Origin of the sequence: Streptomyces lancefieldiae (assembly GCF_031845825.1) — a bacterium.
GTDB classification, from domain to species: domain Bacteria; phylum Actinomycetota; class Actinomycetes; order Streptomycetales; family Streptomycetaceae; genus Streptomyces; species Streptomyces lancefieldiae.
The window spans coordinates 106,733-119,142 of record NZ_JAVRFH010000004.1 but is presented as its reverse complement, the minus strand read 5'-3'; the positions used below and the strand labels follow the sequence as shown (position 1 = coordinate 119,142).

Below are 12,410 nucleotides of genomic sequence, written 5' to 3'. Positions count from 1 at the left end.
ATGAACGCGCCGTACGACGGTGACCGCGGTCAGGCCGTGGACGGCTCGGGCCACCCCGAGGGTCCGCCGCCCGACGCCAACCGGACGCCGCCGGAGCCGCCCGCGGACATGTACCTCCAGGACGCCTACGACCAGGACCCCTACCGGGCGCAGGACCTCTCCGCCCAGGACCCGGTCTCCGAGGCTCTCTACGACCGCGCCGCGCACCCCCCGCCCCCGCCGGGCACGTACCCGCCGCAGCAGCCGCTGTACTCCCAGCCGCCCCAGTCTCCCTACGCCCCCGACCCGCGCCTCTGGGCCCAGCCCCCGGCGCCCGAACCGGAGGGCCCGACCCAGTACCTGCCGTACGGCGACGATCCGCGGACGACCCAGTTCGTCGGCGTGGACGATCTGGTCACCCAGGCCGGTGAGCAGCGCTACGAACCTGACGCCTTCGCCCACCTGTTCCGGGACCAGCAGCAGGGCGGCGGCCACCCCTCGTACGACGACCACGTGTCCGTACCCGCCCCCACCCCGTCACCGGGGCAGTACGGCGGGACACCGGGGCCGGGGCAGTACGGCGGGACCCCAGGGTCCGGCCAGTACGGCGGGACGCCGGCACCCGGCCAGTACGGCGGGACCCCAGGGCCCGGCCAGTACGGCGACATGCAGGGACCCGCCCCGTACGGCAACGCTCCGGCGCCCGGCCAGTACGGCGGCGGACCCGCTCCGACGCCCGGCCAGTACGCGGCACCCGCACCCGGCCAGTACGCGGTCGCGCCCACCCCTGAAGCGGCCGAGGCCCCCCTCCAGGAGCCCGAGCCCGCTCCCGCGGCCGCACCGGCCGCCGCGTCCAAGAAGGGCGGGCGTGCGGGAGGCCTGCTGAAGTCGAGCGCCGTGATGGCGGCGGGCACGATGGTCTCCCGGCTGACCGGGTTCATCCGTTCCGCGATGATCGTCTCGGCACTGGGGCTCGCACTGCTGGGTGAGTCCTTCCAGATCGCCTATCAACTACCGACGATGATCTACATCCTGACGGTCGGCGGCGGCCTCAACTCGGTGTTCGTGCCGCAGCTCGTCCGTGCCATGAAGGAGGACCAGGACGGCGGCGAAGCGTACGCCAACCGGCTTCTGACCCTGGTCATGGTGGCCCTCGGCGCCCTCACCGCACTCGGCATGCTCGCGGCTCCACTGCTGGTCCGCGCGCTGTCGAACCCCGTCGCCTCGGACCCCGCGGCCAACGAGACGGCCATCACCTTCACCCGGTACTTCCTGCCGTCCATCTTCTTCATGGGTGTCCATGTGGTGATGGGGCAGGTCCTCAACGCCCGCGGCCGGTTCGGCGCGATGATGTGGACCCCGGTCCTGAACAACATCGTCATCATCGTCACGCTCGGCATGTTCCTCTGGGTCTACGGCACCGCCGCCGACTCCGGTATGACGGTCCAGAGCATCCCGCCGGAGGGCGTGCGTCTCCTCGGTGTCGGAATCCTCCTCGGCCTCGTGGTCCAGGCCCTCGCGATGATCCCCTACCTGCGCGAGACGGGGTTCAGGCTGCGCCTGCGGTTCGACTGGAAGGGCCACGGCCTCGGCAAGGCCGCGATGCTCGCCAAGTGGACGATCCTGTTCGTCCTCGCCAACCAGGCGGGCGCACTCGTCGTCATCCAGCTGGCCACCGCGTCGGTCACGGACACCGACCTTCCCGGCACCGGGTACAGCGCCTACGCCAACGCCCAGCTGATCTGGGGCCTGCCGCAGGCCATCATCACCGTCTCCCTGATGGCTGCTCTGCTGCCCCGCATCTCCCGCTCGGCAGCCGAGGAGGACGGGGGCGCGGTCCGCGACGACATCTCGCAGGGCCTGCGCACGACGGCCGTCGCGATCGTGCCGGTCTCCTTCGGCTTCGTCGCGCTCGGCATCCCGATGTGCACGCTGATCTTCGGCTCCTCGGGTACCGGCGCGGCCACCAACATGGGCTACATGCTGATGGCCTTCGGCCTCGGTCTCATCCCGTACTCCGTGCAGTACGTCGTCCTCCGCGCCTTCTACGCCTACGAGGACACCCGGACGCCGTTCTACAACACCGTCATCGTGGCCGTGGTCAACGCCGCCGCCTCGGGGCTCTGCTATTTCCTGCTCCCGGCCCGCTGGGCCGTCGTCGGTATGGCCGCCTCCTACGGCCTGGCCTACGTGATCGGCGTGGGCGTCGCCTGGCGCAGGCTGCGCAAGCGGCTCGGCGGGGACCTGGACGGTGCCCGGGTGCTGCGGACATACGCCCGACTGTGCATCGCGTCCGTCCCTGCCGCCCTGCTCAGCGGGGCGGCCTGCTACGGGATCAGCCACACGCTCGGCCAGGGCGTCATCGGGTCGTTCGCCGCACTGTTGGCCGGCGGGGCGCTGCTGCTCGGTGTCTTCTTCGTCGCCGCCCGCCGGATGCGCATCGAAGAAGTCAACTCATTGGTCGGCATGGTGCGCGGACGCCTGGGACGCTGAGGCCGGGGGTAGGCGCACAACCATCATCCGCCGCCGTGTGTCGTGCATAGCGGCGGACTGTGGGCACAATTGGGTTCGGCGTCGGACTGCGCGCAGCGGGAGTCGGCCGGCTTGCATCGAAGGGGAGGCAGGGACGACGGTGGCGGAACGGAGCACAGCTGCCGTCGACGTGGCAGACAACAGCGGCGACGAGTCGCTGACCGCACAGGCGGACCAGTCCACGGCCGACGGGGTGGCCAACAACCGGGAGCGGGACACGGACAGCGACGAGGCACAGGGGAACCCCACGGGCGAGGAAAGCGACAAGGCCTCGCCTCCCGAACTGCACAGCGGGCACAAGCTCGCCAGACGCTACCGCCTCGAGGAGTGCGTCACCCGTCTGGACGGCTTCAGCAGTTGGCGGGCCGTCGACGAGAAGCTGCGCCGAGCTGTCGGGGTGCACCTCCTTCCCGCGGACCACGCACGGGCGCGTTCCGTGCTGGCCGCGGCACGTTCCTCCGCGCTTCTCGGCGACCCCCGCTTCGTCCAGGTACTCGACGCCGTCGAGGACGAGGACCTCGTCTACGTCGTGCACGAATGGCTCCCCGACGCCACCGAGCTGACCGCACTCCTCGCCAACGGCCCCCTGGAGGTGTACGACGCCTACCAGATGGTCAGTCAGGTCGCCTCCGCGATGGCCGCCGCTCACCGCGAAGGCCTTTCCCATCTGCGCCTGAACCCCAACGCGGTGCTGCGTACGTCGACGGGCCAGTGGCGGATCCGCGGGCTCGCCGTCAACGCCGCGCTGCGCGGCATCAGTTCCGACACTCCGCAGCGTGCCGACACCGAGGCCATCGGCGCCCTGCTGTACGCCACGCTCACCCAGCGCTGGCCGTACGAGAGCGACGCCCACGGTCTGGCCGGTCTCCCCAAGGACCTCGGTCTGATCCCGCCGGACCAGGTGCGCGCGGGCGTCCACCGCGGCCTGTCCGAGCTCGCCATGCGGGCACTCGCCAACGACGGCGCCACCGCATCCCGCCACGAGTCCCCGTGCACCACGCCGGAGGAACTGGTCAAGGCGATCGGAGAGATGCCCCGCATCCGCCCGCCGGAACCGGCGTACACCGCACCGCCCGCGTACCAGCGCACGTCGTACCAGAAGGGCACGTACGGCCGCCCGGCACCGCACCCCGGCGTCACCCAGCCGGTGCCGCCCCCACCGCCCCCGCTGCAGAGCCGTACCGGCAAGGCTCTGAAGTGGACCGTCTCCGCCCTGCTGATCGCCGCACTCGGCCTCGGCAGCTGGCAGCTGGCGGACGCGCTCGTGGAGCGGGGCGGCAAGGCCGACGACCAGAACCAGACGCAGACGACGGAGGAGAACGACAAGGGCGGTGCCAAGGCAGGGGTGCCGGAGGGAAAGCTGCTCGGGATCGAGGCGGCCACGGAGTTCGCGCCCAGTGGTTCCGGCATACAGGAGGACCAGGTCTCGCTCGCCGTGGACGGCAAACCCGGGACGGCCTGGATCACGCCCCAGTACCAGAATTACTCGAACTTCGGGAACCTTGCCCCCCGTAAGGAGGGCAGCGGCATCGTCATTGACCTGGGTGAGGTGCGCACGGTCACCCGGATCGGAATCGATCTCTACCGCAGCGGTCAGACCGTCGAGGTCCTCGCCGGCGGAGAAGACGGCTCCGGGACTTCGGACCTGGGTGATTACCCCGAACGGCTCACGAACCTGAAGGTCACAGGTAACAGCCTGACGGAGAAGCTCAAGAAACCCGTCAAGACGCGGTTCGTTCTGGTGCGGATCACCGACCTGCCAACGGACACCTCACCGAACAACTACCGGGGCGGCATCTCGGAAATCAAGATCTACGGATCATAAAGGGATCATCCTCCTGGCAGTCTGAGGACGACCGCCGGGTACGGGCGTCGCGGAGAGATGGTCGGAGGGAGGGACCTTTGGACAGGGCCGCCAACAGCGCTGTCAGTGACCGGGACCTCCTTGCCCGCCACGTCGAAGGCGACCCCGACGCCTTCGGCGAGCTCGTCCGCCGCCACCGTGACCGTCTCTGGGCGGTGGCCCTGCGGACGCTGGGGGACCGCGAGGAGGCCGCTGACGCGGTCCAGGACGCCCTCGTCTCCGCCTACCGGGCCGCACACACCTTCCGCGGCCAGGCAGCCGTCACGACGTGGCTGCACCGGATCACGGTCAACGCCTGCCTGGATCGCGCCCGCAAGGCCGCCTCCCGGAAGACGGCTCCCGTCGACGACACCGAGCGCCTGGAACAGCTCCTGGAACCGCATGAGTCGGCTTCGGCTCCCGCCGAGCGCAACGACCTGCATCGCCAGCTACTGAAAGCCCTGGGCACCCTGCCGACCGACCAGCGTGCAGCCCTCGTCCTCGTCGACATGCAGGGCTACCCCGTCGCCGAAGCCGCCCGGATCCTCGACGTGCCGACCGGCACGATCAAGAGTCGCTGTGCCCGTGGCAGAGCCAGACTCCTGCCGCTGCTCACCCACCTGCGCCCGGACGGCAGCGGTGAGGACGAGAAGCGGAACCGGACGCAGGGGACATCCGTCCCACCCGCAGCAGGGCCGCACCGGGCCGGACCATCGGACGCGGGCCAGAGCGATTCAGCCGCAGTGAAGGGCGGAGGTGGACGAGCGTGACGTCGTCAACGACAGAGACGGCCGGGCACCCGGATGTCGCGGAGATCTCCGACCTCACCGAAGGCCTGCTCCCACCCTCGCGGACCACGGACCTTCGAGGTCACCTGGAGACCTGCGCACCCTGCTCGGACGTCTACGCGTCGCTGGTGGAGATCCAGGGACTTCTCGGAACGCTGCCGGAACCACAGCGGATGCCGGACGACGTGGCTACCCGTATCGACGCCGCCCTCGCCGCCGAGGCCCTTCTGAACGCGAAAGCGCCCGAAGCCGTCGAGGACGCGAGCCATGACGGCCCGCCTGTTTCACGTGAAACAACAGTGTCGGCAGATCGTCCCTCCGGACACGCCCGCTCCTCCACCACGGGTCCGGGCCGCAAGGACCGCAGGCGAAACGGGCGGCGCAGGGTCGCTGTCCTGGGCGCCGTCGCCGCGGCGGCCGCCCTGGGGATCGGCTCCGTGATCGTGGCGTCCTTGACCGGCGACGGGCCATCCGACGAAACAGCGCAAGGGCAGCGGTCCGCACCCGTGGACACCTTCTCCGAGGGACAGCTGAAGAAGCAGGTGGTCGAGCTCGTCGCCGACGGACAGGGAGGGAGCGGCTCGCGCACGCCACGCAGTTTTGGCATGGAGTCCGAGAACAGGACCGAGAACCGCGTCTTCACCCAGCCGACGGTTCCGGAATGCGTCCAGAACGCCATCGGGCGCGACGACCCGGCGCTCGCCGCGCAGGAAGGCGTCTACAAGGGCAAGGAAGCACTGCTCGTGGTGCTGCCCGACACCCGCAACGACTCCCGGGTCACCGCCTACATCGTCGAATCGACCTGCGTACACCACCCCGCCGTCGGTGAAGCCAAGGTCCTGCTGAAGCAGTCCTACGCGCGTCCCTGAACCCACGCGTCTCCTCACCCGCCGTGTGCCCGGACACAGCGGGAATGCGCGCCCCGTAGGATCCGTTGGGTGGGGTGAGAGTCCGAAGAAAAGCTCCACCCGGCCCTGAAGACGCAGTCCAGAGACGAGGAATGAAGCCGTGAGCGACGTCCGAAACGTGATCATCATCGGCTCCGGGCCCGCCGGCTACACGGCGGCGCTCTACACCGCGCGCGCGTCGCTGAAGCCGCTGGTGTTCGAGGGCGCCGTCACCGCGGGTGGTGCGCTGATGAACACCACCGAGGTGGAGAACTTCCCTGGTTTCCAGGACGGCATCATGGGCCCCGAGCTCATGGACAACATGCGTGCACAGGCGGAGCGCTTCGGTGCCGAGCTGATCCCCGACGATGTCGTCGCCGTCGACCTGACGGGTGAGATCAAGACCGTCACCGACACTGCGGGCACGGTCCACCGGGCCAAGGCCGTCATCGTCACCACCGGCTCCCAGCACCGCAAGCTCGGTCTGCCGAACGAGGATGCTCTGTCCGGCCGCGGCGTCTCCTGGTGCGCGACCTGTGACGGCTTCTTCTTCAAGGACCAGGACATCGCCGTGATCGGCGGCGGCGACACCGCGATGGAGGAGGCCACGTTCCTCTCCCGCTTCGCCAAGTCCGTGACGATCGTCCACCGCCGGGACACCCTGCGCGCCTCCAAGGCGATGCAGGAGCGCGCCTTCGCCGACCCGAAGATCACGTTCGTCTGGGACAGCGAGGTCGCCGAGGTCCAGGGCGACCAGAAGCTGTCGGGCCTGAAGCTGCGCAACGTCAAGACCGGCGAGCTCTCGGACCTGGCGGTCACCGGCCTGTTCATCGCCATCGGCCACGACCCGCGCACCGAGCTCTTCAAGGGCCAGCTCGACCTGGACCCGGAGGGCTACCTGAAGGTCGACGCTCCGTCGACCCGCACCAACCTCACCGGTGTCTTCGGCGCCGGTGACGTGGTCGACCACACCTACCGCCAGGCGATCACCGCCGCCGGCACCGGTTGCTCCGCCGCCCTCGACGCCGAGCGCTACCTCGCCGCGCTCACCGACGAGGACAAGGCCGAGCCCGAGAAGACCACTGTCTGACCTCCATCCACCCCACGCACACACCAGTTAAGGAGCCCGCTGTGGCCGAAACCCTGAAGAAGGTGACCGACGCCTCCTTCGATGAGGACGTCCTCAAGAGCGACAAGCCCGTCCTGGTGGACTTCTGGGCCGCCTGGTGCGGTCCGTGCCGCCAGATCGCGCCGTCCCTCGAGGCGATCGCCGCCGAGTACGGCGACAAGATCGAGGTCGTCAAGCTGAACATCGACGAGAACCCGGGTACGGCGGCCAAGTACGGCGTCATGTCCATCCCGACCCTGAACGTCTACCAGGGTGGCGAGGTCGCCAAGACCATCGTCGGTGCCAAGCCCAAGGCCGCGATCGTTCGCGACCTCGAGGACTTCATCGCTGACTGATGTTTCACGTGAAACACGAATGGGCCGACCCGGACGGGTCGGCCCATTCGCATGACAGGGCTTCCTGGAACCACGCCTCCGCTACAACGGCCGTAGCGCGGGCTCCTTCTGGACCGCCCCCAGCAGACGGTCCAGCGCCATCTCCACGTCTTCTTTCCAGGACAGCGTGGACCGGAGATCCAGCCGCAGCCGCGGGTGGCTGGGATGGGCCCTGACCGTCTTGAATCCCACAGCCAGCAGGTGGTCCGCCGGCAGGATGCACGCGGGCTCCTTCCAGCGCGCATCACCGAACGCCTCGATGGCCTTGAAGCCCCGGCGTAGGAGATCCTTCGCGACCGTCTGGACCATGACGCGACCCAGTCCCTGGCCCTGGTAGCCCGGCACCACGAAGGCGGTCATCAACTGCACCGCGTCGGGCGAGAGAGGACTGGTGGGAAAGGCCGCCGAGCGAGGGACGTAGGCGGGAGGGGCGTAGAGCACGAAGCCCACCGATACGTCGTCGACGTAGACCACGCGGCCGCACGATCCCCAGTCCAGCAGGACGGCCGAGATCCAGGATTCCTTCTCCAGGGCCGATGTGCCGGCCTTTACCGCGGCTTCGCCACTGACCGGGTCCAGTTCCCAGAAGACGCACGAGCGACAGCGCCGGGGAAGGTCCTGAAGGTTGTCCAGCGTGAGCGGTACGACCCGGCGCCCCATGAAGGCTGTTCCTCGCTTCCTTCGCCCGCCGCATCGCGGGCAGCTGTCAGAGCGCTCCGTTCCCTGAGCAGGCTGCCGATGAATCCGCCCATCGCGCCCAGCCCCAAGCCCGCGCTCACCAGTCCGGTGCGGCTCATCGTTCGCATGGCCCCTGCCTCCCTCTCAAGAGGTCCTGCCAGGTGATTTCGCCATCTCGAACGCATCGTATCCACGATGCGCTGACCTCGACACTGACGAAAAGCAAAGGGCGGGCCGTGTCCCGGTACACACCGGCAACGACCCGCCCCGGGTGGCAGGTGGAGCACCGTTCCCGTGCTTCACCCGCCCGAGCATCAGGAGTCGAGCTCTTCGCCTTCCCCGTCCAGAAGGCCCTTCTGCAGCACGGGCCCTTCACCGGGAGCGAGGCTGCCAAGGATCCGTTCGAGATCTTCCATGGAGGCGAACTCCACGGTGATCTTTCCCTTCTTCTGGCCCAGATCGACCTTCACCCTCGTCTCGAAGCGGTCCGAGAGTCGCGTCGCCAGGTCCGAAAGCGCCGGGGAGACCAGGGAGCCTGCCCGCGGGCCCTTGGCTCGCTGAGGCTTCTGCGGTCGGGAGCCCATCAGGGTCACGATCTCCTCGACCGACCGCACCGAGAGGCCCTCGGCCACGATGCGATGGGCCAGCCGGTCCTGCTCCTCCGGGTCCTCGACGGAGAGCAACGCCCGCGCGTGCCCGGCGGAGAGCACCCCGGCGGCCACCCGGGTCTGCACCTTCGGCGACAGCTTCAGCAGACGCAGCGTGTTGGAGACCTGCGGACGGGAGCGACCGATGCGGTCCGCCAGCTGGTCGTGCGTGCAGTCGAAGTCCTTCAGCAGCTGGTCGTAGGCGAAGGCCTCCTCCAGCGGGTTCAGCTGAGCGCGGTGCAGGTTCTCCAGCAGCGCGTCCAGGAGGAGCTTCTCGTCCTCCGTGGCCCGCACGATCGCCGGAATGACGTCCAGTTCCAGCTCTCGGCAGGCCCGGAGGCGGCGCTCACCCATGATGAGCTCATAGCGCCCGGGGCCCGTCGGCCGTACGACGACCGGCTGGAGAAGACCGACCTCCCTGATGGAGATGACCAGCTCGGCCAGTGCGTCGCCGTCGAAGTCCTTACGCGGTTGCTTCGGGTTCGGCGTGATGGCGTCGAGGGGGATCTCCGCGAAATGCGCCCCCAAGGGAGACCTGAGCATGTCCGTCCCGCCGAACGCCGCCGGATCCTCCGTTTCACGAGGAGCCGAAGGCAGCGTGGCCACCTTCGCGGCAGCCACTCCCCGGTCGTTCGGCACCATCGGCATGGCTGTGGGAGACACGGACGCCGCATTTCCCAGTGCCGCCGAAGCCACCGACTTCTCCGTCGGGGCATTGGGGATCAGCGCGCCCAGCCCACGGCCCAGCCCCCTCCGTCGCTCACTCACTGGATCCCCTCCACCATGTTCGGGTCATTCTGAGCGCCGATATGAGCGTGGGCCGCGTCGTAGCTGACGCCCACGCCCTTCAGCGCGATTTCGCGTGCCGCCTCCAGATAGGAGAGGGCACCGCTCGATCCTGGATCGTAGGTCAGTACCGTCTGCCCGTAGCTCGGAGCCTCGGAGATACGGACCGATCGGGGAATGCTCGTCCGCAGCACCTCGTCGCCGAAGTGGCTGCGTACCTCGTCCGCGACCTGGGACGCCAGCCGCGTCCGGCCGTCGTACATGGTGAGCAGAATCGTCGACACGTGCAGGGTGGGGTTGAGGTGTCCCCGGACCAGGTCGACGTTGCGCAACAGCTGCCCCAGCCCTTCCAGCGCGTAATACTCGCACTGGATGGGGATCAGCACCTCCTGGCCCGCGACGAGCGCGTTGACCGTCAGCAGACCGAGGGAGGGCGGGCAGTCGATGAGGATGTAGTCCAGCGGCTGCTCGTACGCCTGGATCGCCCGCTGAAGCCGGCTCTCCCGTGCCACCAGCGAGACCAGCTCGATCTCGGCGCCGGCCAGATCGATCGTGGCCGGCGCACAGAAGAGGCCCTCGACGTCGGGGACCGGCTGGACGACCTCCGAGAGCGGCCTGCTCTCGACCAGTACGTCATAGATGGACGGGACCTCGGCGTGATGATCGATACCCAGCGCGGTGGACGCATTGCCTTGAGGATCGAGGTCGACGACCAGCACACGGGCACCGTGCAGCGCGAGCGACGCGGCAAGATTGACGGTCGACGTCGTCTTGCCCACACCACCCTTCTGGTTGGCGACCACCATGACCCGGGTCTGCTCGGGCCGCGGCAGTGCCTCACCGGCACGCCCCAGCGCCTCCACCGCCAGTTGGGCAGCTCGACCGATCGGAGTGTCGTCCATCGGAGGCGGTGTTTCACGTGAAACATCCGCCCCCGTCGACTCGGTACGGGGACCGGGGACCGGATCGGTCATCGGTCCCGCGATGTTGGCGTCGGACCGCAAGGATTCACTCTCCTCGACTTCAGGCTCGCAATGAACAGAGCCTCCCATGCCTTCGGGGTCATGAACCAGTGAGGCCTGGTCTTCTGTGGAGAAATCCACCTCTGTGGACAACTCCATGCCCTCTCCGAGCGACCCGAGAGGCTTCCGGTCGCGGGGTTCGGCCGCGGCGCGGCCCCGACTGATGATGCCGTGCAGCAGTGAGCGACGTTTCACGTGAAACACGATGCACAGCAGCCGGTGCCGAAATGTCGCGACACTCCGGCATGCACAGGTTGGGCAGCTTGTGTGGAGTACGGTCGGCCATCAGGAGGGATCAGCGCTACCGACGCCCTCCCAGCGGCCCGCGCACCCATCGCCTACGCAACGTGCCCGCTCCGCAACCACCGGCACGCCTACCCGCGACGTCGACGCGTCCGCCCCGTCCGGGCCGCCTTGGCCCGCTTGGCGGCAAAACGCACCCCACCGGGGCTTTCCCCGACCTCGACCCGCACCACGGTGGACATGGGATCCACAACCCCCTCACCGACATGCAGGATGGATGTCTCGACCGCACCCAGCTTGCTGAGCGCCGTGGCTGCCGCCTTCAGCTCCTCCTCGGCCGTGTCGCCCTTGAGAGCGAGCATCTCACCGTAAGGACGCAGCAACGGGATCCCCCACGTGGCCAGCCGGTCCAGCGGAGCAACGGCACGGGCCGTCACCACATGCACCGGCGGAATCTTGCCCATGACCTCCTCGGCCCGGCCACGCACGACGGTCACATGGTCCAGCCCCAGCAGCTCCACGACCTCGGTGAGGAAATTCGTGCGCCTCAGCAGCGGCTCAAGAAGCGTGATCTTCAGGTCGTCCCTGACCAGGGCCAGCGGAATTCCGGGCAGGCCGGCCCCCGAACCGACATCGCACACCGTCACGCCCTCGGGCACGACCTCCGAGAGCACCGCGCAGTTCAGCAGATGCCGTTCCCACAGGCGGGGAACTTCACGCGGACCGATCAGACCACGCTTCACCCCCGCCTCGGCGAGCAGCTCCGCGTAGCGGACCGCGTCCGCGTACCGATCGCCGAACACCTCGCGTGCCTGCTCGGGCACAGGGGGGAGCTCCGCTGCCTCCGTCACGGGGGGGACCGTCCTTCCGTACCGCACCGGCGCGCCAGGCGCCGCTGCCAGAACCACCAGAACTATCAGGCTGACAAAATGCGGCCCCGTCTGCGCAACAGACGGGGCCGGGAACGTGAGAACCGATCAGGCGGGCAGGACGACGACGAAGCGCTCCGGCTCCTCGCCCTCGGACTCGCTGCGCAGCCCCGCGGCCTTGACCGCGTCGTGCACGACCTTGCGCTCGAACGGAGTCATCGGCTTCAGCCGCACGGACTCGCCGCTGCTCCTGACCTCGGCCGCGGCCTTGGCACCCAGCTCGGAGAGCTCGGCACGCTTCGTGGCCCGGTACTCCGCGATGTCGAGCATCAGCCGGCTGCGGTCGCCGGTCTCCCGGTGCACGGCCAGGCGCGTGAGCTCCTGCAGGGCCTCGAGCACCTCACCGTCCCGGCCGACCAGCTTCTGCAGGTCCCGGCTGTGGGCGTCGCTGATGATCGAGACAGAGGCACGGTCGGCCTCGACGTCCATGTCGATGTCGCCGTCGAGGTCGGCGATGTCGAGCAGACCCTCCAGGTAGTCCGCGGCGATCTCGCCCTCCTGCTCGAGACGAGTCAGGGTGTCTGCGCCCTCGGCAGCGGCGGAGGTGGTGCCTTCCGTCACGGGATGGACTCC

General features: G+C 68.9%; 11 protein-coding genes. 6 read left to right on the top strand and 5 right to left on the bottom strand.

Annotated elements, in window-relative coordinates:
- The 6 genes from murJ (at position 1) to trxA (ending at position 7,493) form a co-directional block, all read left to right on the top strand.
- Positions 1–2,472: a murein biosynthesis integral membrane protein MurJ gene (gene murJ / locus RM812_RS05585; RefSeq protein ID WP_311571266.1), complete on the top strand. Its 2,472-nt coding sequence runs from the start codon at positions 1–3 to the stop codon at positions 2,470–2,472.
- A gap of 139 nt (positions 2,473–2,611) precedes the next feature.
- Positions 2,612–4,336, top strand: a complete 1,725-nt coding sequence (locus RM812_RS05580) for a protein kinase family protein (protein ID WP_311571265.1) — start codon at positions 2,612–2,614, stop codon at positions 4,334–4,336.
- A gap of 77 nt (positions 4,337–4,413) precedes the next feature.
- Positions 4,414–5,124: an RNA polymerase sigma factor SigM gene (gene sigM / locus RM812_RS05575; RefSeq protein WP_311571264.1), complete on the top strand. Its 711-nt coding sequence runs from the start codon at positions 4,414–4,416 to the stop codon at positions 5,122–5,124.
- Positions 5,121–6,011, top strand: a complete 891-nt coding sequence (locus RM812_RS05570; RefSeq protein WP_311571263.1) for an anti-sigma factor — start codon at positions 5,121–5,123, stop codon at positions 6,009–6,011. The genes sigM and RM812_RS05570 overlap by 4 nt, the downstream gene beginning before the upstream one ends.
- Before the next feature lie 139 nt (positions 6,012–6,150).
- Complete coding sequence (trxB, locus tag RM812_RS05565) at positions 6,151–7,119, top strand: thioredoxin-disulfide reductase (RefSeq protein WP_311571262.1); 969 nt, start codon at positions 6,151–6,153, stop codon at positions 7,117–7,119.
- 41 nt (positions 7,120–7,160) lie between these two features.
- On the top strand, positions 7,161–7,493 hold the full coding sequence (gene trxA, locus RM812_RS05560; protein ID WP_311571261.1) for a thioredoxin: 333 nt from the start codon (positions 7,161–7,163) through the stop codon (positions 7,491–7,493).
- A gap of 81 nt (positions 7,494–7,574) precedes the next feature.
- Here the strand turns inward: trxA and RM812_RS05555 are convergent, their stop codons facing one another.
- The 5 genes from RM812_RS05555 to RM812_RS05535 all read right to left on the bottom strand — a co-directional run bounded on the left by RM812_RS05555 (position 7,575) and on the right by RM812_RS05535 (position 12,398).
- Positions 7,575–8,192 carry a GNAT family N-acetyltransferase gene (locus RM812_RS05555; RefSeq protein ID WP_311571260.1) on the bottom strand — a complete coding sequence of 206 codons (618 nt, stop codon included), beginning with the start codon at positions 8,190–8,192 and terminating at the stop codon, positions 7,575–7,577.
- Positions 8,193–8,524: 332 nt separating this feature from the next.
- Positions 8,525–9,625, bottom strand: coding sequence for a ParB/RepB/Spo0J family partition protein (locus RM812_RS05550; protein WP_311571259.1), 1,101 nt, complete (start codon positions 9,623–9,625; stop codon positions 8,525–8,527).
- Positions 9,622–10,695, bottom strand: coding sequence for a ParA family protein (locus RM812_RS05545; protein WP_311571404.1), 1,074 nt, complete (start codon positions 10,693–10,695; stop codon positions 9,622–9,624). The genes RM812_RS05550 and RM812_RS05545 overlap by 4 nt, the downstream gene beginning before the upstream one ends.
- 344 nt (positions 10,696–11,039) lie before the next feature.
- Positions 11,040–11,759: a 16S rRNA (guanine(527)-N(7))-methyltransferase RsmG gene (gene rsmG, locus RM812_RS05540; protein ID WP_311571258.1), complete on the bottom strand. Its 720-nt coding sequence runs from the start codon at positions 11,757–11,759 to the stop codon at positions 11,040–11,042.
- Between the two features lie 126 nt (positions 11,760–11,885).
- Positions 11,886–12,398 carry a Jag family protein gene (locus RM812_RS05535; protein WP_311571257.1) on the bottom strand — a complete coding sequence of 171 codons (513 nt, stop codon included), beginning with the start codon at positions 12,396–12,398 and terminating at the stop codon, positions 11,886–11,888.
- Positions 12,399–12,410 lie beyond the last annotated feature (12 nt).